We start from the raw sequence: 20,149 nt of genomic DNA on the forward strand, positions 1-20,149 counted from the left end.
TTTATCTAGCTTTTTTGACAATCTTACGATTTTATTTTTTATTTTCTAATTATAACTCAAAATTATTATAGCATTATACTTTATCTTCTTCAATGATAAAGAAATTTTTAACATATTTGATAGAAATTCTATCATTTTCAAATGATTTAAAAATTTTATTATTTGTTATTTTTTTATCATTTATATTTATTTTTAGCTATTTTTATATTTTTTAATAAATCTAATCATATATTTTTTCTATCGAATATAAATAAATTATCATTTTTAATTATCATAAATCTGTAACTTTTTTAACATTTTTATAGTGAGTTATTTTTTTACATTGACTCAAAATAAAAAAAGCTTTTCCTGACTACTCTTTCTTTACTTTATTTTTTTCATTAATTTCTTTATTTTTATTTGATATTATCGCATATTTTTCACACTTGATTATGATATTCTATAGTTGTATACTATATATAAAGAGTTTTGTATACAATGTTGAATTTTAATAATTGTATTTTTGTATTGAAATTGTAATTTTTTTAGTTGATTTTTTATCAACTATATTTATTTTTTATATTAACTTTATTTTGAATTTAACATAAAATACAACTCCTAAAAATTTTATATTTAAAAAGAGGTGTTTTACAATGACAGCATTCTTAATTGGACTAGTAATGCTTCTAGTTGGTGGTATGGTTTATGGTAAATACTGTGAAAAAGTATTTGGACCAGATGATAGACCTACTCCAGCAATAACTCTTGAAGATGGTGTTGACTTCGTTCCTATGAAAAAAATGAAGAACGCCTTAATCGAACTACTTAACATAGCAGGTACAGGACCTATACTTGGACCTATCCAGGGTATATTATTTGGACCTATAGCGTTCATATTAATACCAATAGGTTGCGTTCTTGGTGGTGCAATGCATGACTACATGAGTGGTATGATATCTTTAAGAAATAACGGTGAACAGATGCCAGGTATAATAAGAAAATACTTAGGAAAAGGTGTATATAATGTATACAACGTATTCCTTTGCTTCTTAATGATACTAGTTGGTGCAGTTTTCATCTACACTCCAGGGGACTTAGTTGTGACTCAGATACTTCATCAGCAGTCAGTTATATCTAACCCAGTTGTTTGGATAGTTTACGGTGCTATATTTGCTTACTATCTAGCAGCTACATTATTCCCAATAGATAAGATAATAGGTAGAGTTTATCCTATATTTGGTATAATACTTCTATTATCAGCAGTTGGTGTTGGTATAGGTATATTTGTAAAAGGATACGATTTAACTCCTTTAACAGCTGAAAACTGGATGGGTGTTCATCCTCAGGGATTACCAATACTTCCTATCTTCTTTGTAACAGTTGCTTGTGGTATCGTTTCTGGATTCCATTCAACTCAGGCTACTTTAATAGCTAGATCTGTTACAAATGAAAGAGAAGGTAAATTTACATTCTACGATATGATGATTCTTGAAGGTTTAATAGCTATGATATGGTCAGCAGCAGCAATGGGTGTTTACAATGCTCCAGGTCTTGTTTCTCCAGAACAGGTTGGTTCTCCAGATGTTATCGGTATAGTTGCTAATGACTTACTTGGTAAAGTTGGTGGACTTATAGCAATACTTGGTGTTATAGTTCTTCCTATAACTTCAGGAGATACAGCCTTAAGATCTGTTCGTCTTATGATAGGTGATGCACTTCACATCGACCAGACTAAGAAGAAAAACAGATTTACATTATCAGCTTGTATATTCGTACCAGTTGCAGCTATATTAGTATTCGCTAAAGCAAATGCAGAAGGTTTCAATATATTATGGAGATACTTCGCATGGGCTAACCAGACTATAGCTTGTTTCGCATTTGCTATGATAACAGTTTACTTATTATCTCATAAGAAAAACTACATCATGTCACTTATCCCAGGTATGTTCTATGTATTCATCATATCTGCGTACATCTTAAATGCTCAGATAGGATTCAGATTACCAATGAATATAGCTTACATAGGTGGGGTTGTATTAGCAATTGTATACGCAGCCTTAGTTATTAAAAAAGGTAAAAATACAGTTGATGGTGAAAGATTAGCTTAATCTTAATCATGATATAACTAATAATTAATATAAAAAAAGACTATGCAAATTGCATAGTCTTTTTTATTATATTTATTTAAATTCTCTAGCAGTTTCTTCTCCCCTTAATACTCTTAAAGCTCCAAATGCTAAAGATTCCATTTCATTTTCTCCTGGCATAATCTCTACATGAGAAATAAATCCAACTTTTTTCTTAAGCTTACTTGTAAACATATTAGAATGCGCTATTCCTCCCGTAACTATAATGGCATCTACATCACCATCTACAACTGTCGCCATCTCCCCAATAGCCTTAGCCATCTGATAAACCATTGCATCGTATACTATTTCAGCATATTTATCGCCATCAGATATCATTTCTTCAACTTTTCTTAGGTCGTTTGTATTTAGGTAAGAGTATATACCACCTTTACCTCTTATCTTCTTTTTCATATCGTATAGGCTAAATTTATTAGCATAACATTCTTCTATTAAAGCTATACAAGGAACTCTACCAGATCTATCTGGTGAAAATGGACCCTCATCATCAGAAATCATATCACTCATCTGACCATGTTCATGAAGATAAACAGTAGCTCCTCCACCAACATGTGCAACAATTAGATTCAAACGTTTATAATCTAATCCCTTATCTTTAGCATATTTTAAAGCCATTGCTCTAGTATTTAAAGCATGCCCCATACTAGTTCTTTCAAAGTCTTTTAAACCAGATATTCTTGCCACATCACTCATCTCATCAACAGAAATAGAATCATAAATAAATGAATTTATACCTACAGAATCAGCTATAGACTTAGCTATAACAGCTCCTAAGTTTGAAGCATGGTCTAATACAGGCCTATTTTTAAGAGTATCAATCATTAAATCATTTACTCTATACGCACCAGATTTAACTGGTGGAAGGGCTCCACCTCTTCCAACCACAGCGCTTAAACTTTTTACGTCTATACCTTTTTCTAGAAGCAATTTTTCTATAGCTTCAGTTCTCATTTCTAACTGATCCATATTGCATTTATACTTTGAAAGCTCTTCTGATGATTGCGCTATTGACTCGCTCATTATTAAATTCTCATCATCATAAACTGCAACCTTAGTTGAAGTCGATCCTGGATTTATCGCTAATATTCTAAACGTCATATCCTATTACCTCTCATACACTATATTTTCTTGAATACTAAAACATTAATTTTTTACACTTCACAATTTTCAACCTGAACTATATATTCCCCACATTCAGCACATACTATTATGCTAACTATATAGCTGTCGTCAACCTTACCTGCTCTACTAAGCTTATTGAATGAATTTCCTTTATATTCTTTATCTATATCACTTATAACATATTTTCCATCTTTAGTGAAAATATAGAAATGATATTCATAAAAAGCAAAGAATTTCTGTTTTTCTTTAACACCTGCCATACAATCAGGGCACGCTTCTTGATAATACTCTTTTGCAAATTCTACATCCTCAGCTTCAGAAACTAATCTCATAGCTTCTTCAACAGAAAATCCGCTTACTTCTTTTTCCTCATCATTGAAAAATTCACTGCATTTTTCAGAGTCTAAAACATATTCTCTACCATCGCAATTAAATTTATATTCCATAATAACCTCCAAAAAATATATCAAAATTTTTTATAGAACTTATTCTATTTCACTTCTAAAATGGACCATCTCAGCAACTGCTTCTTTATACTGAGCCTCTTTTATATATCCAAGCTCGTACATCTTCTTAAGAATTATCTTCTGTCTAGTCTTGGCTGCACTATAATTACTATAAATCTTAGGATTATTAGTAATACCTACAAGCATAGCTGATTCTGCTAAGTCTAAATCCTTTACATTCTTTCCAAAATACAACTCCGCACCCGCAGCAACACCGTATGCATTCTCTCCAAAATAAATATTATTTAAATACGCTTCAAGAATTTCATCCTTTTTCATAACTCTATTCATTCCAACAGCGTTGTACATATCCATTATCTTTCTCTTTATAGAAACCTCTGAACTAGTTAAAAGATTCTTTGAAAGCTGCATCTCTATAGTACTTCCACCCTGTCTAGAATCGGTTAGTATATTGTGAACAAGAGATCTCACAAGCGCTTTTTTATCTACTCCATTATGTTGATAAAATCTCTCATCTTCAATTGCAACTATAGCATTTCTTAAATCCTTTGGCATATCTTTTATAGGCACTTCTTTAGATGAAATATATCTTTCGTGTACCATCTTTTCTGTTACCTCAGGCATATCTTTTGTAACATACTTAGCATATCCTATACCACAAGCTCCAGCTACAATACATAAAACAAGAAGCATTGCGACTATTCTGCTCACATAGTAGAATACCTTACTTTTTATTTCTTTTTTCTTATTCTTCTTGTTCTTGCTACTTTTTCTAGTCTTTTTGATAATTTCTCTATCTCTGTTGGATTCCCTATATCTCTCTCTAGCACCATAATTAAATTTAACATCATCAGAAACAGAGTTTTTATTATCGCTTATTCTAGAAGATAAGTTGCTTGTATTTTCTCTAGCTCTTTTCTTTCTTTCAGAAGGTAGCATACTATAATCATATTCTTTTTCTTTATTAGTATCTATTCTATTATTTTGACTTCTATTACTTCTGGGTTGAAGTCTTTCTCCATTTTTTCTAGAAAGAGCTGACCTACTATTATTTCCTCTTTTAAAATCATCATTAGCTGTTCTTTCAAATAATGGCTTTGATTTTGTATTTTCTCTCAATCTTTCTTCATCGTAAGAATTATCTGGTCTTCTTATTCTATTGGAAGAACCTCCACTAGAAGACACATTCCTTCTCCTTACTTTGTTTTCATTACTGTTGTTGAACATTAAATTTCCTCCTAATATATCAACCCCAAAATTAATTATCTACTTATCGACTTTATCTCTTATCTTTAAGAAAAGCTCAGCAGTTGCCTGAGTATCACTACTTGCTCTATGTGCATTTTTATTTTCTATACCGTAATATTCGCATGCTGTAGCTAGTTTTTTATTCTTTCCTCCATAAGAGCTCACTTTCTTTAATAATTCTAGAGTACATATATAATCTTTAATTTCCTCAAGCCCTAGCTTATTTAGGTAGTAATTTAAGAATTTAATATCAAATTTTGCATTGTGTGCAATTATTGTATTACTTCCTATAAACTTTCTAAATCTAGGCAGTACCTGTTCTATAGTGTCTTCATTTGCAACCATTTCATTAGAAATACCTGTAAGCTCTGTTATAAATGGCGGTATTTCCTGCTCTGGCTTAACAAATCTACTATAACTTCTAACTATTTTCCCATTTTTTATCTCAGTAATACCTATCTCTATGATTTCATTTCCTTCAAATGGATTAAGACCTGTTGTTTCAAGGTCGACTACTATAAATACCTCGTCATTTCCAAAAAGGCTCATCTGCTCCATAATATCACCTCACTAATAATTTATAACTATAAAACAATCTTTTATCGTTAAATCTCTTCAAATTCTTCCATAAAGCTGTGTTTTACTCCATCTTTTTCCCATCCTAAAACAGAGTCAATCTTTACATTTTGAGCTGCTTTAAAAATAGATTTTTCAACATTATCGAAGTTCTCTGAAAGACTTGATATCAATTCTTTTATCTCATATCTCTTATTTCCAGCTTTTTTAGATGTCACAGTACATGCGCAATCTAAAGGCTCTATCCCTGTATATCTAACAAATCTCTTTATATATTCTTCCCTAATATAATAAAGAGGTCTTATAATTTGCATTTCTCCACTCTTTGATGACTTTATCTTTGGAAGCATAGTCTTAAAGTTTCCAGAACATAAAATATTCATCATAGTTGTTTCAATAACATCATCATAATGATGTCCCAGTGCTAATTTATTACATCCAAGCTCCTCGGCCTTATTGTATAAAGCACCTCTTCTCATCCTTGCACACATATAACAAGGATTATCTCTAGCTATTTCATCAGTTATTCTAAAAATACCTGACTCAAATATTTCAACAGGAATATTTAAATACTTGCAAAGTTCTTCAAGTTTAACCCTTATATCATCCCTATATCCGGGATCCATAGCTAAAAATACTAACTCAAAATCTATATTTGAATATTTTTTAAGCTCTTGAAACATCTTTGCCATAAGCAAGCTATCTTTTCCGCCAGATATCGCTATAGCAATTCTATCACCATCGCTTATTAATTTATAATCATTTATAGCCTTTAAAAACTTTGACCATATATGCTTTTTATATCTTTTTACAATACATCTTTCTATATCTTCAAGTGGTCTGACTTGTATATTGTCAGTTGCCGTCATACTCTTGTCCTCAACTTTCTATGAAAATCTTCATTATAATATAATACCACAAAATAAATCATTTAGTTATCACTTCTATCAAATTTCATAATCTAGAAGAAAATTGTAATATTTTCTTTAGAATTTCTTTAATATTATTACAATTTTTTAATAAAAAATGCCAATCGTTTGATTGATTTATCATACGATTGGCATAGTTACAAAGTTGTAAATTTGTTTATTAGATTATTTTTTTACTACTCCAGATTCTATAGCAGCATTTTTTACAGCTTCAGCTACGTTTTTAGCTACATTCTTATCAAATGCCATAGGTAATATATTTTCTGTACTTAATTCACTATCTGATACAGAATTTGCTATTGCATATGCAGCTGCAACCTTCATTTCTTCATTTATATCTGTAGCTCTTACATCTAATGCACCTCTAAATATTCCTGGGAATGCAAGTACATTATTTATCTGGTTAGGGAAATCTGATCTTCCTGTTCCAACTATAAATGCTCCACCTTCTTTAGCTTCATCAGGCATTATTTCAGGTGTAGGATTTGCCATAGCCATTATAATAGGCTTATCTCCCATAGTCTGAACCATTTCTTTTGTAAGCATTCCTGGTCTAGAAACACCTACAAAAACATCCTTACCTTTTATAACATCTTTTAATAGACCTTTTTCTTTATTCTTATTTGTAACTTTAGCCATTTCAAGCTGAGCTTCATTTATTCCCTCATAATCCTCTGTTATAGCACCGAATCTATCACAAAGTATTACATTTTTTACATTCATATTTAAAAGCATTTTTGCTATTGCTATTCCAGCAGAACCTGCCCCATTTATAACAACTTCTAGATCTTCTACATTTTTACCTTCTATTAACTTAGTTGCATTTATAATCGCTGCAGATACAACTATTGCAGTACCATGCTGGTCATCGTGGAATACTGGTATATCTAGCTCTTCTTTTAATCTTCTTTCTATTTCAAAACATCTTGGAGCTGATATATCCTCTAAATTTATTCCTCCAAATACAGGTGCTATATTTTTAACTGTTCTAACTATATCATCTACATCATTAGTATCTAAACATATTGGAAATGCTTCAACTCCAGCAAATTCCTTAAATAATATAGCCTTACCTTCCATTACAGGTATTCCAGCAGAGGCTCCTATATCTCCTAGACCTAAAACTGCACTACCATCGCTAACTATTGCAACCATATTTCCTTTTAATGTATATTTGTATACGTCATCTGGATTTTCATGTATTTTTACGCAAGGTGCTGCTACACCTGGTGTATACGCTGTAGATAAGTCATCGCTATTTTTAACAGATATCTTACTAGACATCTGTACTTTTCCCCTGTTTTTTTCGTGTAATTCTAATGATAATGCTGAAAAATCTTTTTTCATAAATTTTTTTCTTCCTTCCTCATAGATATTATTTCCTTCAGAATCTATTGCCACAGTTAGCTTTAAATTTTCTACTCTAAGTTTTCTAACCGCTTCTGCACCCAAATCATCATATGCTATTACTTCACATTCTTTTATAGAATCAGATATATATGCTCCTGCACCACCAATAGCAGCTAGGTAAACTGCCTTATATTTTTTCATACCTTCTACTACCTTATCAGCTCTTTTTCCTTTTCCAATCATAACCTTTAAACCTCTTTCAAGTAGAGGCACAGTTAAGTCATCCATTCTATAGCTAGTAGTAGGCCCTGCAGATCCTATCACTTCTCCTGGTTTTGATGGTGTAGGACCAACATAGTATATACCTTGTCCATCTGGATTAAATGGAAGTTTTTCTCCATTTTCAATAGCATTTATAAATCTTTTATGTGCCGCATCTCTTCCTGTGTAAATAACTCCACTTAATTCAACCATTTCTCCTACTTTTAAATCTAAAATATCTTCTGTAGTCAACGGCATTATTAGTTTTTTCATATTAATCCCCCCTTATATAATAGCCTTCTTATGTCTTGATGCATGGCAATTTACATTTACCGCAACTGGAAGTCCAGCTATATGGGTAGGATACATTTCTATATTTACTCCTAAAGATGTAGTACTTCCTCCAAATCCCTGAGGTCCTATTCCCAAATTATTTATCTCTTCTAGTATTTCTTTTTCTAATTTTGCAATACTTTCATCTTCATTATGCTGACCTAGTTCTCTAAATAGAGCTTTTTTGGCTATTTCACAGCATTTATCCATAGTTCCACCTATACCAACTCCTATAACAGTTGGTGGACATGGATTTGGACCAGCAGCTGATACAGTTTCTACTACAAATTTTTTTATTCCTTCTATTCCATCAGAAGGCTTTAGCATTTTTAAAGCACTCATATTTTCGCTTCCAAATCCCTTTGCTGCAAATTCTATTTCTATTTTATCACCTTTTACAAAATCATAGTGTATAACAGCAGGAGTATTGTCCTTTGTATTTACTCTATCTAAAGGAGAAACTACAGATTTTCTCAAATATCCTTCAGTATATCCTTCAGATACACCTCTATTTATAGCTTCAGTAAGAGTTTCTCCTTCCACTATAACATCCTGACCTACTTTTACAAAAAATACAGCCATACCTGTATCTTGACAAATAGGAATATTTTTCTTCTCTGCTTTGTCAGCATTTTCAAGTAAAATATTTAAAATATTTTTACCTGTTTCACTTTTTTCTGTTTCTATACTCTTTTTAAGCCGATTTTTAACATCATCACCTAAGAATATAGCAGCCTCAATACACATATCCTTTACGGTATCTGTTATAACTTTTGAATCTATTTTTCTCATTTTATCCCTTCTTTCAGAAATTAACGCTGGTAAACTATAATCTCTATCTTTTTTTATTTTAGCTTTTTATTTTATAATATCTACAAATTCACATCCTACAATCTTTTCTAAATCTCTAGGTGCAAGCTCTACTTGATATCCAATCTTTCCTGCGCTGACAATCATTGTTTCAAGCTCTAGCGCTGTATCATTTACAAATGTCTTGTACTGTTTTTTCATACCAATAGGAGAACATCCTCCTCTTATATATCCAGTAACCTTGTTTATGTCCTTAACATGAATCATTTCTATATTCTTTTCTTTAGCTGCTTTGGCTGCTTTTTTCATATCTAAGGATTCTGCCACTGGTATAACAAATACAAAGAACTCTTTACTATGCCCCTGAGCAACTAAAGTTTTATATACTTCTTTTTCATCTCTACCTATACTGTGGGCAACTGTAACACCGTCAACATGATCTTTATCTACAGGATAAGTAAGCTCTTTATGTTCTATCTTATTAGAATCTAGTATTCTCATAGCATTGGTTTTTACTGCTTTAGCCTTTGCCATATCCTCTCCCCCCAATCGTACTTCAATTTTTCTATATAGTTATCTTCTTTTCTTTCTAGATTTAGAATTTCCATTGGATTTTCTATCATTATATGAATTTGAAGATGAATTCTTTCCTCTACTTGATTTTCCTCTTGAATTATTTCGCGAGCTATTATCTTTGGAATTTCTTCTTGATGAATTTTTTCCACCCTTAGAATTTTTACCTTTTCCTCCAGAGTTTCCTCTTTCTTCATAGCTCCAATCACCTTTTCTAGGTTTTATCAGACAATTTCTACCGTATCCAATTAAATCCTCTCTATTAGCCTTTACAAGTGCTTCATGCACTAAATCGTAATTTTTAGGATTTGAGAACTGAAGAAGTGCTCTCTGCATAGCCTTTTCATGTCTATCTTTTGGAATATACACAGGTTTCATATCTATTGGATTAAGTCCTGTATAGTACATTGCTGTAGAAAGAGTTCCCGGTGTAGGATAGAAATCCTGTACCTGTTCTGGCTGGTAGTGTGTATCTCTTAAAAACTCTGCCAATTCTATAGCATCATCTAATTCACATCCTGGATGACTAGACATTAAATACGGTATTAAATACTGTTTTAATCCTAGTTTTTCGTTTATATCAAAGAATTTTTTTCTAAAACTATTGTAAGTCTTTCCAGCTGGTTTTTGCATATAATCTAACACTCTTTCAGAGATATGTTCTGGAGCAACCTTTAGCTGTCCACTTACATGATATTTTATAAGCTCATTTAAAAATTTATCATTTTTCTCTGCCATAACGAAATCATATCTTATACCAGATCTTACAAATACCTTTTTAACACCTTCAATACTTCTAACTTTTCTAAGTAAGTCTATATAGTCGCTGTGGTCTGCATTAAGATTTTTACATGGTGATGGATATAAACACTGTCTATGTTTACAAGTACCATGTTTTAACTGCTTCTTACATGCAGGCTCTCTAAAGTCTGCAGTAGGTCCACCAACATCGTGAATATAACCTTTGAAATCAGGCATTTTTGTCATTTCTTTTGCTTCTCTTATTATCGACTCTTTACTTCTACTCTGAATCATTCTTCCCTGATGGAATGTTATAGCACAGAATGAACAACTTCCAAAACAACCTCTATTACTTACAATACTGAATTTAACTTCATTTATAGCCGGAATTCCGCCGTCTTTTTCGTATATAGGATGATAATTCTTCTGATACGGAAGGTCATACACTCTATCTAGCTCTTCTCTAGTAAGAGGTCTTTCAGGAACATTTTGTACTAGATATTTATCTCCGTGCTGCTGAACTATAATCTTTCCTCTTATAGGATCCTGTTCTTCATACTGAACTTTAAATGCCTCTGCATATTTTCTCTTATCAGAAACAGTTTCCTCATGAGAAGGAATTACAACATAATCTCCGTATATTTCATCTAATGAATCAGCTAAATAGCAAGTCCCATTTATATGTCTTATATATTTAGGATCAAAACCATCATTTAAAGCGTCTGCAACCTCTACTATCTGCTTTTCACTCATTCCATAAACTAATAAATCAGCTCCACTATCTACTAGTATAGAATTTCTAACTCTATCATTCCAATAATCGTAATGAGAAAATCTTCTTAAACTAGCTTCTATACCACCTATTACAACTGGAATATCTCCATAAATTTCTCTTATTTTATTACAATAAACTATAACTGCTCTATCTGGTCTTTTTCCCATTTTGCCACCAGGAGAATATAAATCCTTATCTCTTCTCCTTTTACTTACAGAATAGTGGTTTACCATAGAGTCCATATTACCTGAGTTTACTAAAAATCCAAGTCTTGGTCTGCCAAACTTCATAAAATCATCGTTCTTTTTCCAGTCTGGTTGTGATATTATACCTATTTTGTATCCTGCATCTTCCAATACTCTAGATATAATCGCTGTTCCAAAGCTGTGATGGTCTACATATGCATCACCTGTAACAAGTGCAAAGTCAACCTCTTCCCAACCTCTTTCTAGCATATCTTCTCTGCATATAGGTAAAAATTTATTTTTCACTAAACCACCTCCTATTTTTTATCGTGTTTCTTTTTATCTTTAATATCCGGAATTTCTATCTCTTTAACATCATCTGGATCTTCAAACCATTCTTCTTCACAGAAAAAGCTTCCATCTGTAATTTTGTCCACAGCCATCTTCATATACTTACCATGAGCAGTAGCTGCAATTTCTCCATTTTCAAGAATTATTTCTCCAGTTCCTTCAAACAATTTTCTATTTTCTTTTTCTATTCTTCCTATTACATAAATCTTTGAATCTGTTGGAACTGGCTTTTTATATTTAATTTCTAGGGAAACAGTTACTCCCCACACTTCTTCATTTCCTATGCTAACAGCTCTACCTATAGTTTCATCTAATAAAGCTGCAGAAATTCCACCATGAACTCTTCCAGGATAACTCTGATGTTCATCTAGTGTATGACATACACATAATAATTCACCATTTTCTAGCTCATAAAAACTAGATTTTAGCCCTAAATCATTCTGATTTCCACATACTATACATTTTCTTCCTATATTTTGCTTCTTTAAAACTTTATAATTCAAAAAAATCATCTCCACATTAATTAAAATCTAATTGCATTCATTGAAATACTCATAACAACAAAAACAATTCCTATTACTCTAATCATAAATACAATAGTGTATTCTATTATGCCTTCACTAAATTTCTTTTTAAGTCTAAAAATTTCCTCTGGATACACAAAAAGTATTACACCTATAAAAGTCATCGCTAATGGTATAATAACTATATTTTGAGTATTCATCATATTCATTTCTCTAGAATGATACATTATCGCTGATTCTATAAATCTATACTCAAATGGAACCTTACTATCGTATTTAAAATTGTATTCTAGTTCGCCACTTTCTTTTGAAATAGAAACAGCTGATTTTAAAAGTTCATTGTGTAATTTATCATCCATTACGAACTTATTTCCATTAAATAATTTCATAACAACTGTATTCTTAGAGTCATTTGTACTTATATATGTAGCTACTTGTTTTCCATCTTTTTTTAATTCATAGTCACTATTATATCTACCTGTTAAGTACATCTCCTCATTTTCCATTTCATCTACAACTTTTCTGGTTTCAGTTAGTTCATAAATTGTCCCATCCTCACATTTTATCCTAGATGTATTATCCTGAGTTCCCATATATCTATACATTTTTCCATCTATTGAAAAAGATTCATAAGAAATATACTCTCTACTTATAAAGAATATATTTAACATTACTGTAACAAGCATTATTATAGAAAATACCTTTTCTTTCCCTATTTTTCTCAAAACCTTCTCTAGCATTATTTCACTCCTGCACCACTAAATATCACTATCTAAAAGTCTATTCCAAAAAATTCCACAATCTGATCTTCCCAATAATTTATAACTAATTCTTCTGGGAATTCTAATTCATTTATCAGTTTCTCACAGTTTTCAAATTTTCCAATTGAGTAACAGATATGTGAGTCTGATCCAAATATAACTCTTGCATTATATTTTTTGCAGTACTCAAACATTTCTGCATAGTTTTTATTCGCTCCTTTTCTAGAGCTAGTTGGATTTAATGATGTATTATTTACTTCTAATAGAATATTTTTTTCAGCCGCTTTTTTTACAACTGCTTCATAATCTATCGGATATCTATCATCATCTGGATGTCCTATCATCTTCACAAATGGATTGTCCATAACATTTAAAAGGGCTCTTGTATTTTCTTCTTTAGTTCCTGGAACTATACAAGGATTATGTAGACTTGCTATTGCATAATCTAATTTTTTTAAATCATAATCTGATATGTCTATTCTTCCATTAAAATCTAATATATTTGCCTCTATTCCTCTTAATATCTTCACATTTCCAACCTGTCTAGGTATTACCTTTAAATTGTGGAAGAAATATTCATGAGGTCCGCCTGGCATTTTAATTCCATGTTCAGATATACCTAAAAATTTAAGACCTATTTCATTTGCTTCATCTATATTTTCTTTAACTGTGCTATATGCATGCCCACCAAAAACTGTATGAGTATGCATATCTATTATTGCTTTTTTCATAAATCATTTTCCTCCTATAAAAGAAGGCTGCCTTAATCCTGTATCGGGATACAAAGCAGCCTTATTATCTCTCCAAATGCAGAATCCTGCATATTTAAATATTTATTTTTAGTTTTATAAACTGTAAATTTTATTTATTTTATTATTATTCAACATCTAAATCTTTGAATTTATCTTTGAATAATTCTCCAAGGCTTCCTAGTGAGTCTTCAACTTCAAGATATTCACTTATATCTTCTTCTGGTTCTCTTTCAGCTTCTACTTTAGAAACTTTCATTCTTCTATTTTTGTAGCTGAATTCGATTACTTTAACTTTTATTTCATCTCCTTCATTAACTACATTGTGAACTTTAAGAACTCTATCTTCACTAAGTTCGCTTATTGGTAGGTAAGCTTCTACATAATCTCTAACTTTAACAAATGCTCCACTTTCTATTATTCTTAATACTTCAACATTTATTATATCTCCAACAGATATTTCTTCAGAAGCTATTTTCCAAGGATCATTGTTTATATCTTTTAAAGCTAAACCGAATTTTCTATTTTCCTGGTCTATATTAAGAACGTAAACTTCTACTTCCTGTCCTTCTGTTACGAAATCTTCTACATTTTTTACTCTATCCCAAGATAAATTATTTCTGTGAACTAAACCTTCTATACCACCGATATCAACAAATGCTCCGTATGGCATTATTTTAGTTACTTTACCTTCTTTTTTCTGTCCAACTTCAAGAGCATCAAACATAGCTTCTTTTTCAGCTTTTACTCTAGCTCTTTCTGCAGCTTTTTCTTCTCTTATTCTAGCTCTTTCTGCTTCTCTTTCAGCTTTTATTCTAGCATTTCTTTCTGCTCTTTCTTTGTCTAATCTTTCCTGAAGTACTTCTCTTCTTGAAGCTACAGCTCTGTTTCTTCTAGCATCAAGTTCCTTAACGTATACTTCTAAAGTTTTTCCTACATAGTTTTTAGTATCCTGAACAAATTTAGTATCTAACTGAGATATTGGTATGAATAATTCCTGAGTTTTGTAAGTAGCAAATATACCTCTGTCTATTGCTTTTGTTCCTTCTACTGTTAATATTGTGTGGTTTTCTAAAGCTTCTTTTAATTCAGCATAGTCTACTTTTTTATCAGCTGCTAATTTAGATATTGTAATAGTTGTATCTTTCTGTCTAACATTAGTTATAACACCAGTTATTTCATCACCGATTTTATAAACTTCATCAGCGTATTTTCCTTTTTCTAAGTTTAATTCTGATACTGGTATTAATCCTTCAAATCCAGCACAGTCTTCTAATTCTAATTTTATTTCTTCATTATCTATTGATGTTACTTTTCCTGTTATAGTCGCACCTATATTTATTTTTTCCATTTCCTGATCCTGAAGATCAAGCATTTCTTGCATAGTTAATTCTTCCATTTTGAAACTTCCTTTCAAGTAAAATTTTCATATTTAATATTATACCATTTTTTTATTACATTCTGTTGATTTTTTGTTATATTATTACATTTTAATCTGTATTTTTTATCAATACATTTTACATTGTAAAAATATATAATATTTATTTAGTTTTACCTTCACTTAAATTCTTTTTATAGAAGTTATAGAAGCATATCGCAGTTGATATTACTGCTAATATATCCGCTATCGGCTCTGCTAATAATACCGCAAATAATTTATCATTTATAAATGTAGGTAGTATGAATATTAATGGTATTAAAAGTATTATCTTTCTAAGCATTGCAAGTATTAAAGATATTTTTGCTTTTCCAAGAGCTAAGAAAGTCTGCTGACAAGCAATCTGAATACCAAACACTAACATACCTACAAAGTATATTCTCATAGCCCAACTTGTAAATTCTATAAGCTGCGGATCTGAGTTGAATATTTTCACAAAGAACGCCGGGAACATTAAACAAGCTGATGTTGCAACTAATGTAAATGCTAAACAGCTTATTAAACATAATTTAAATGATTTTCTAACTCTATCAAAATTTTTAGCTCCGTAGTTGTACGAAGTTATAGGTTGTGCTCCCTGAGTTATTCCCAGTATTGGAAGTGTTATCATCTGCATTATACTACTCATAACAGTCATAGCCGCCACTGCTATATCTCCACCGTACATCTGTAGTTTTGTATTTAAAGAAATTAAAACTAGACTTTCTGTAGACTGCATTATAAATGGAGATACACCTAATGCCATCATTCCACCTACTATCTTAGGATTTATTCTAACGTTTTTCATTCTTATTCTAAGGATAGTTTTTTTACCACCAAGGAATACTAAAACCCATATTGCTGATATACCCTGAGATATTATAGTAGCTAGTGCTGCACCTTTTACTCCCATACCAAGTCCAAATATTAATATAGGATCTAGTACTATATTAAGAACAGCTCCTATTGCAACAGTTATCATACCTGTTTTTGCGAATCCCTGAGTTGTTATAAATGGATTTAGTCCAAGTGCAATCATAACAAATATAGTTCCTGATAAATATATTTGTATGTAGTCAACTGCATAAGATATTGTATTATTACTTGCTCCAAACATCCATAATATAGGCTCTTTATAAACCTGGAATATGCAAGTAATTACAATCGCTAATAAAACTAATGCAGCAACAGCGTTACCCATTATTTTTTCAGCTCCATCGTTGTCCTTTTCTCCCATTTTTATAGCTGCAAGTGGTCCACCACCCATACCTATAAGAGCTGCAAATGCACTTATTAATGTTATAATTGGGAATGAAAGACCTACACCAGCCATTGCAACTCCACCATTTGCCATTCTTCCTATAAACATTCTATCAACTATGTTGTATAATACGTTTACAAGCTGTGCAACTATGGCAGGTACTGCTAATTTAAATAACAATTTACCGACACTGCCGGTTTCTAATTCATTCTGATTGTTTTCAGTTGCCATTTTCACCTTTCTCCTTTTTTAAATAACCTTATATTTTTTATTTTTATATATTGTATTTTTTACATTTAATTTGTCTAAAATAATTTATTAGACTTTAAAACAATCTAACTTTTATGATAACATATTACAGATTATTATAAAAGTATCTAATAGATTTAATCTATATAATCAAATAATGTTATCTCTTCAAAAATCTCCTCTTCTTTTTCTAAGTTAGATACGGTTACTCCAAATAACCTTATTGTTTTTGTACTATCCTCTACATGCGTCAATAACTCGGCAGCATAAAATCTAATATCGTCGTAATTTCTTATATAATCACTTACGCTCAGGCTTCTTGTTATAGTTTTAAAATCTTCAAATTTTATCTTTAGAGTTATTGTTTTTGCTACCTTATCCTCTTTTGCCATTCTTTCTGCAACCTCTTCACAAAGCTCATCTAAAATCATAACAGTTTCTGCATCGTCTATGTTTTTATTTTCGATAAGGGTAGTCTCAGCTCCTATAGACTTTCTTATTCTAGTTGGATTTACTGGTCTATTGTCTATTCCCCTTGCAAAATTATATAACTCTAATCCTCTATTTTTAAATATTTTTTCTAATTTTTCCAAACTAGTATTTCTTAAATCATATCCTGTGTTTATACCATTATTTTTTAGAACTCTTTCCGTCACCTTTCCAACTCCAAAGAATTTTTTTACTGGAAGTGCATCTAAAAATTCTTGTACATTATCCTCTGTTATCACAGTTAATCCATTTGGTTTTTGATAATCTGAAGCTAGTTTTGCAACAAATTTATTATATGATACACCAGCAGATGCAGTAAGCCCAGTTTCTCTTTTGATATCTTCTTTTATTAGTTTCGCTATTATTGTAGCACTTTTTATTTTTTTCTTGTTTTCAGTTACATCTAAAAACGCCTCATCTAAAGACAATGGCTCGACTAAATCAGTGTATCTATGAAATATATTTCTTATCTGATTAGATACTTCTTTATATACATAAAATCTCGGTCTTACAAACACTGCATAAGGACACCTGATATACGCTTCTTTACATGGCATAGCAGAATGAATTCCATATTTTCTCGCTTCATAAGAACAAGTTGAAACCACTCCTCTTCCATGAGGAGAACCTCCAACAACAAGTGGCTTTCCTTTAAGAGATGGATTATCTCTTTGCTCTATAGAAGCGTAAAATGCATCCATATCTATGTGAATAATTTTTCTTTTTTTCATCTCTTATCACCTTTTAAAATTAATCTTCTATTAAAATATAATACTAAATTTAAAACTATGATACAAGCAAATACAAAACAAACGTTCTATTATTTTTGAATAAATTTTTGCATAAAAAAACTGCTACAAACATTCGTAACAGTTTAATATTTCTATTTAAGTTTTAAATTATATATAGTATAGATTCTGTGATGCGAATTCTGGATCGCAAGTTACATCTATTCCTATCTTTTTAAGTGTCTGTTCATCATCTTTAGTCATCATTACTGTTGAGTGAGCCTGACATCCTTTTAATTCAGATATTTTTCCAAGAGCATAAGCTGCACTAGGATTTGTTACAGCGCATATACTTAATGCTTCTAATACTTCCTGACAACTTAAAGAGTTGTTTTTGCTTGCTAATATCTGAGATTTTAATTCCACTATTGGATCAAGTATTGTTCTTGATATTAAATGCATTTCATCAGGTATATTTCCTAAATGTTTTATAGCATTTAATATTAATGCAGCAGATGCATTCATTAAATCTGATCCACGTCCTGTAAGTATTGTTCCATCTTCTAACTCTATAGCCATTACTGGACACATATCGTTTTTATCTTCGCATTTTTCTTTTAATACGCTGCTGTATTCTCTCGCTGGATTAACAACTTTTCTATCTTCTGGTTTTAAATCTAATTCTTCCATTATAAATTTCATTCTCTGTAAAGCAGATTTATCAACCTGTCCTTTTTTATAGTCGCAAACTGTGTTGAAGTATCTTCTTATTATTTCCTGTATAGAAGCTTCTTTAACTACATCGTCGTCAACTATTCCAAATCCAACTCTATTTACGCCCATATCAGTTGGAGACTGGAACATAGATTCTTTTCCAGTTATTTTTTCTATTATCTTTTTAAGAACTGGGAATAATTCTAAATCTCTGTTGTAGTTTACTGCCATTTCACCGTATTTTTCAAGGTGGAATGAGTCTATCATATTAACGTCTTTTAAATCTACAGTAGCTGCTTCGTAAGCTATGTTTAAAGGATGTTTTAGTGGTACATTCCAAACTGGGAATGTTTCAAATTTTGAATATCCAACTTCATTTCCTCTTTTATTTTCATGATATAACTGACTTAAACAAGTTCCTAATTTACCACTATTTGGTCCTGGAGCAGTCATAACTACTATAGGTTTTGTAGTTTCTATGTATGGATTAGCTCCAAATCCTTCTTCACTTACTATAGTATCTACATCAGAAGGATATCCCTTTGTAGGTGCATGTTTATATACTTTTATTCCTCTTTTTTCTAATTTGTTTATAAATACTGTAGTAGCTGGCTGCCCTTCGTATCTAGTTATTACAACACTATTTACATCTAGGTCATAAGATCTTAAATCATCTATTAATCTAAGAACTTCCATATCGTAAGTAGTACCAAAGTCACCTCTTACTTTATTTCTTTCTATATCTCCAGCATATACACATATTACAACCTCTACTGAGTCTTTCATATAGCTTAAAACTTTTATCTTAGCATTTTCATCAAATCCTGGAAGAACTCTCTTTGCATGTAAATCTGCTATTAATTTTCCACCAAATTCAAGATATAATTTGTCAAAATTATTTACCCTTTCTAAGATATATTTAGACTGTTCTTTTAAATATTTTTCATGATCAAAACCAATTTTCATATAAAGCACCTCTCATTCTTTCACCAAATATTTTGTTCGTACATTTACTATTCAAGTTTATATTATACAATTTAAAAATTTACATTTCAACATACATTTATTATTTCCCTAAGCTTTATTTAAATCAATACATATATATTATAAATATTAAATTTTGACATTGTTTTCTCACTTAAATTTTTATACTTCAAACTCTCAATTTTTTAAATTTTAAATTTGATTTTTTTGTGAATTTATTGAAATAATTATTTCCCAGAAAATATTTTTATTAAATATGAAATAATATAACAAATTGTTATTAATGCAAAATATATACTCCAATGAATAAAGACAAATAAAAAAATACTGCCATAGAACACCTTTAAAAGGTGTTCTTATGACAGTACCTTTAACTGACACCTAACGGTTGTCAGTTTTTTTGTATTCAAATTTAGCTCCACAATT

Annotated in this window: 17 protein-coding genes and 1 pseudogene; 1 reads left to right on the top strand and 17 read right to left on the bottom strand. The window is 30.9% G+C overall.

All coding sequences use genetic code 11. The annotated features are described in order from the left end of the window. Positions 1 to 632: 632 nt before the first annotated feature. Positions 633 to 2,087, top strand: coding sequence for a carbon starvation protein A (locus ACK2WN_RS07950; RefSeq protein WP_329998582.1), 1,455 nt, complete (start codon positions 633 to 635; stop codon positions 2,085 to 2,087). A gap of 72 nt (positions 2,088 to 2,159) precedes the next feature. Here ACK2WN_RS07950 and buk read toward each other — a convergent pair whose 3' ends face one another. From buk to ACK2WN_RS08035, 17 genes and pseudogenes are all read right to left on the bottom strand, one after another. Continuing rightward, on the bottom strand, positions 2,160 to 3,224 hold the full coding sequence (gene buk, locus ACK2WN_RS07955) for a butyrate kinase (protein WP_416155287.1): 1,065 nt from the start codon (positions 3,222 to 3,224) through the stop codon (positions 2,160 to 2,162). A 53-nt stretch (positions 3,225 to 3,277) separates the two neighbouring features. Next, positions 3,278 to 3,694: a DUF3785 family protein gene (locus ACK2WN_RS07960; protein ID WP_118548483.1), complete on the bottom strand. Its 417-nt coding sequence runs from the start codon at positions 3,692 to 3,694 to the stop codon at positions 3,278 to 3,280. 39 nt (positions 3,695 to 3,733) lie between these two features. Beyond that, entirely contained in the window at positions 3,734 to 4,942 is a 1,209-nt protein-coding gene (locus tag ACK2WN_RS07965) for a transglycosylase domain-containing protein (protein WP_416155288.1), read from the bottom strand. 39 nt (positions 4,943 to 4,981) lie between these two features. Continuing rightward, positions 4,982 to 5,521, bottom strand: a complete 540-nt coding sequence (locus tag ACK2WN_RS07970) for a 3'-5' exonuclease (protein ID WP_329998986.1) — start codon at positions 5,519 to 5,521, stop codon at positions 4,982 to 4,984. A gap of 47 nt (positions 5,522 to 5,568) precedes the next feature. Beyond that, a complete protein-coding gene (locus tag ACK2WN_RS07975) occupies positions 5,569 to 6,408 on the bottom strand; it encodes a tRNA 2-thiocytidine biosynthesis TtcA family protein (protein ID WP_300528764.1) in 840 nt (279 codons plus the stop codon). Positions 6,409 to 6,633: 225 nt separating this feature from the next. After that, the gene (locus ACK2WN_RS07980; protein WP_300528776.1) at positions 6,634 to 7,815 is read right to left on the bottom strand and encodes an NAD(P)-dependent malic enzyme; all 1,182 of its coding nucleotides are present in this window, start codon (positions 7,813 to 7,815) and stop codon (positions 6,634 to 6,636) included. Beyond that, positions 7,810 to 8,352, bottom strand: a pseudogene (locus ACK2WN_RS07985) (Fe-S-containing hydro-lyase); the annotation flags it as partial. The gene ACK2WN_RS07980 and the pseudogene ACK2WN_RS07985, both read right to left, overlap by 6 nt. Positions 8,353 to 8,364: 12 nt before the next feature. After that, a complete protein-coding gene (locus tag ACK2WN_RS07990) occupies positions 8,365 to 9,204 on the bottom strand; it encodes a fumarate hydratase (protein ID WP_300528761.1) in 840 nt (279 codons plus the stop codon). A gap of 66 nt (positions 9,205 to 9,270) precedes the next feature. Continuing rightward, on the bottom strand, positions 9,271 to 9,756 hold the full coding sequence (gene ybaK, locus ACK2WN_RS07995) for a Cys-tRNA(Pro) deacylase (RefSeq protein ID WP_416155289.1): 486 nt from the start codon (positions 9,754 to 9,756) through the stop codon (positions 9,271 to 9,273). 39 nt (positions 9,757 to 9,795) lie between these two features. Next, positions 9,796 to 11,802 (bottom strand): YgiQ family radical SAM protein, encoded by a 2,007-nt coding sequence (locus tag ACK2WN_RS08000; protein ID WP_300528758.1) that lies wholly within the window; start codon positions 11,800 to 11,802, stop codon positions 9,796 to 9,798. Between the two features lie 11 nt (positions 11,803 to 11,813). Continuing rightward, positions 11,814 to 12,359 (bottom strand): PaaI family thioesterase, encoded by a 546-nt coding sequence (locus ACK2WN_RS08005; protein WP_416155290.1) that lies wholly within the window; start codon positions 12,357 to 12,359, stop codon positions 11,814 to 11,816. Between the two features lie 11 nt (positions 12,360 to 12,370). Beyond that, positions 12,371 to 13,111: a hypothetical protein gene (locus ACK2WN_RS08010; RefSeq protein WP_300528754.1), complete on the bottom strand. Its 741-nt coding sequence runs from the start codon at positions 13,109 to 13,111 to the stop codon at positions 12,371 to 12,373. 32 nt (positions 13,112 to 13,143) lie between these two features. Next, positions 13,144 to 13,863 carry a phosphatase gene (locus ACK2WN_RS08015; protein ID WP_416155291.1) on the bottom strand — a complete coding sequence of 240 codons (720 nt, stop codon included), beginning with the start codon at positions 13,861 to 13,863 and terminating at the stop codon, positions 13,144 to 13,146. A 145-nt stretch (positions 13,864 to 14,008) separates the two neighbouring features. Further along, a complete protein-coding gene (locus ACK2WN_RS08020) occupies positions 14,009 to 15,280 on the bottom strand; it encodes a 30S ribosomal protein S1 (RefSeq protein WP_416155292.1) in 1,272 nt (423 codons plus the stop codon). Between the two features lie 142 nt (positions 15,281 to 15,422). Next, positions 15,423 to 16,790: an MATE family efflux transporter gene (locus ACK2WN_RS08025; RefSeq protein ID WP_416155293.1), complete on the bottom strand. Its 1,368-nt coding sequence runs from the start codon at positions 16,788 to 16,790 to the stop codon at positions 15,423 to 15,425. Positions 16,791 to 16,945: 155 nt separating this feature from the next. After that, on the bottom strand, positions 16,946 to 18,028 hold the full coding sequence (gene dinB, locus ACK2WN_RS08030; RefSeq protein WP_300528744.1) for a DNA polymerase IV: 1,083 nt from the start codon (positions 18,026 to 18,028) through the stop codon (positions 16,946 to 16,948). A gap of 168 nt (positions 18,029 to 18,196) precedes the next feature. Further along, positions 18,197 to 19,705: a DUF1846 domain-containing protein gene (locus ACK2WN_RS08035; protein WP_300528741.1), complete on the bottom strand. Its 1,509-nt coding sequence runs from the start codon at positions 19,703 to 19,705 to the stop codon at positions 18,197 to 18,199. Between the last annotated feature and the right edge of the window lie 444 nt (positions 19,706 to 20,149).

Source organism: Peptacetobacter sp. AB800, from assembly GCF_047807365.1.
GTDB lineage: Bacteria > Bacillota > Clostridia > Peptostreptococcales > Peptostreptococcaceae > Peptacetobacter.

Coding starts and splice junctions, on each gene's coding strand:
- buk (WP_416155287.1), bottom strand. CDS start 3,224: ATGACGTTTAGAATATTAGCGATAAATCCAGGATCGACTTCAACTAAG.
- ACK2WN_RS08025 (WP_416155293.1), bottom strand. CDS start 16,790: ATGGCAACTGAAAACAATCAGAATGAATTAGAAACCGGCAGTGTCGGT.
- ACK2WN_RS08035 (WP_300528741.1), bottom strand. CDS start 19,705: ATGAAAATTGGTTTTGATCATGAAAAATATTTAAAAGAACAGTCTAAA.
- ACK2WN_RS07960 (WP_118548483.1), bottom strand. CDS start 3,694: ATGGAATATAAATTTAATTGCGATGGTAGAGAATATGTTTTAGACTCT.
- dinB (WP_300528744.1), bottom strand. CDS start 18,028: ATGAAAAAAAGAAAAATTATTCACATAGATATGGATGCATTTTACGCT.
- ybaK (WP_416155289.1), bottom strand. CDS start 9,756: ATGGCAAAGGCTAAAGCAGTAAAAACCAATGCTATGAGAATACTAGAT.
- ACK2WN_RS07990 (WP_300528761.1), bottom strand. CDS start 9,204: ATGAGAAAAATAGATTCAAAAGTTATAACAGATACCGTAAAGGATATG.
- ACK2WN_RS08015 (WP_416155291.1), bottom strand. CDS start 13,863: ATGAAAAAAGCAATAATAGATATGCATACTCATACAGTTTTTGGTGGG.
- ACK2WN_RS07980 (WP_300528776.1), bottom strand. CDS start 7,815: ATGAAAAAAGATTTTTCAGCATTATCATTAGAATTACACGAAAAAAAC.
- ACK2WN_RS08010 (WP_300528754.1), bottom strand. CDS start 13,111: ATGCTAGAGAAGGTTTTGAGAAAAATAGGGAAAGAAAAGGTATTTTCT.
- ACK2WN_RS07965 (WP_416155288.1), bottom strand. CDS start 4,942: ATGTTCAACAACAGTAATGAAAACAAAGTAAGGAGAAGGAATGTGTCT.
- ACK2WN_RS07975 (WP_300528764.1), bottom strand. CDS start 6,408: ATGACGGCAACTGACAATATACAAGTCAGACCACTTGAAGATATAGAA.
- ACK2WN_RS08005 (WP_416155290.1), bottom strand. CDS start 12,359: ATGATTTTTTTGAATTATAAAGTTTTAAAGAAGCAAAATATAGGAAGA.
- ACK2WN_RS07950 (WP_329998582.1), top strand. CDS start 633: ATGACAGCATTCTTAATTGGACTAGTAATGCTTCTAGTTGGTGGTATG.
- ACK2WN_RS08020 (WP_416155292.1), bottom strand. CDS start 15,280: ATGGAAGAATTAACTATGCAAGAAATGCTTGATCTTCAGGATCAGGAA.
- ACK2WN_RS07970 (WP_329998986.1), bottom strand. CDS start 5,521: ATGGAGCAGATGAGCCTTTTTGGAAATGACGAGGTATTTATAGTAGTC.